The sequence below is a fragment of the Kosakonia sp. Marseille-Q7440 genome (assembly GCF_965119485.1).
Map to the genome: position 1 here is coordinate 1 of NZ_CBCPLT010000010.1, position 1034 is coordinate 1034.

Below are 1034 nucleotides of genomic sequence, written 5' to 3' on the forward strand. Positions count from 1 at the left end.
AGCGCGAGAGCCTGCGCACCCTGGGCCTGCGCAAGATCCGCCAGTCGGTGGTGCGTGAGGACAACCCGCAGACCCGCGGGCTGATCCGGGTTGTTCACCACCTCGTGCAAGTGGAGGAAGCAGAATGACCATCAAGCTGCACGACCTGCGCCCGGCACCCGGGTCGAACACCAAGAAGACCCGCGTCGGCCGTGGTGAGGGTTCCAAGGGTAAGACCGCGGGCCGTGGCACGAAGGGCACCAAGGCGCGCAAGAACGTGCCGGTCCGGTTCGAGGGCGGGCAGATGCCGATCCACATGCGGCTGCCCAAGCTGAAGGGCTTCCGGAACCGGTTCCGCACCGAGTACGAAGTCGTCAACGTCGGCGACATCAACCGGTTGTTCCCCGACGGTGGCACCATCGGCCTCGACGAGCTGGTCGCCAAGGGCGCGGTCCGGAAGAACACCCTGGTCAAGGTGCTTGGCGACGGCAAGTTGACGGTCAAGGCCGACGTCAGCGCCCACAAGTTCAGCGGCAGCGCCCGGGAGAAGATCACTGCCGCAGGCGGTTCGGCGACCGAGCTGTAGCGCTGTCACGCAAGTCGCAGAAGGCCCCTCATTTCCGCCCTGGGAATGAGGGGCTTTTTCGTGTGCGCGGCCACTAGGGACCGGCTCGGCGAACCGATTCCGGGCGTGAGGGTGCGCAAACCCGGTTATCACCTCGGCGCGTCGGCCGGGGACGCGCACGCTCGCGGACAAAGGGCCGACATCGGTAGGGTCGGAGCCATGTTCTCCCTGTTGACCGGCGTGCCCGGCCTGGACGACCTGCGCGGCGTCGCCCGTCGCATCGACACCGCGCGGCACCACGGCGTGCCCAATGGCGTGATCCTCGAACTCGACCTGCAGGAGCTACCCCACGAGACCGAGGCTGATCTCGTATGCCGTCTTCTGCTTGAAAAAAAAAAAAATCTACAGTTCATTATTCTACTTCCTCTCCTTTGATCTCTTATTCACATCTCAGCACCATCGCATCCTCACTACACCTTTTCTTCTTTAC

General features: G+C 63.7%; 3 protein-coding genes. All 3 read left to right on the forward strand.

Going from position 1 to position 1034, the window contains the following annotated elements; genetic code table 11:
- Positions 1-11: 11 nt before the first annotated feature.
- On the forward strand, positions 12-128 hold the full coding sequence (locus ACWPW2_RS22330; protein ID WP_454125527.1) for an uL30 family ribosomal protein: 117 nt from the start codon (positions 12-14) through the stop codon (positions 126-128).
- On the forward strand, positions 125-565 hold the full coding sequence (rplO, locus tag ACWPW2_RS22335; RefSeq protein ID WP_454125523.1) for a 50S ribosomal protein L15: 441 nt from the start codon (positions 125-127) through the stop codon (positions 563-565). The genes ACWPW2_RS22330 and rplO overlap by 4 nt, the downstream gene beginning before the upstream one ends.
- Positions 566-763: 198 nt before the next feature.
- On the forward strand, positions 764-979 hold the full coding sequence (locus tag ACWPW2_RS22340) for a hypothetical protein (protein WP_454125525.1): 216 nt from the start codon (positions 764-766) through the stop codon (positions 977-979).
- Positions 980-1034: the final 55 nt, after the last annotated feature.

Coding starts and splice junctions, on each gene's coding strand:
- ACWPW2_RS22340 (WP_454125525.1), top strand. CDS start 764: ATGTTCTCCCTGTTGACCGGCGTGCCCGGCCTGGACGACCTGCGCGGC.
- rplO (WP_454125523.1), top strand. CDS start 125: ATGACCATCAAGCTGCACGACCTGCGCCCGGCACCCGGGTCGAACACC.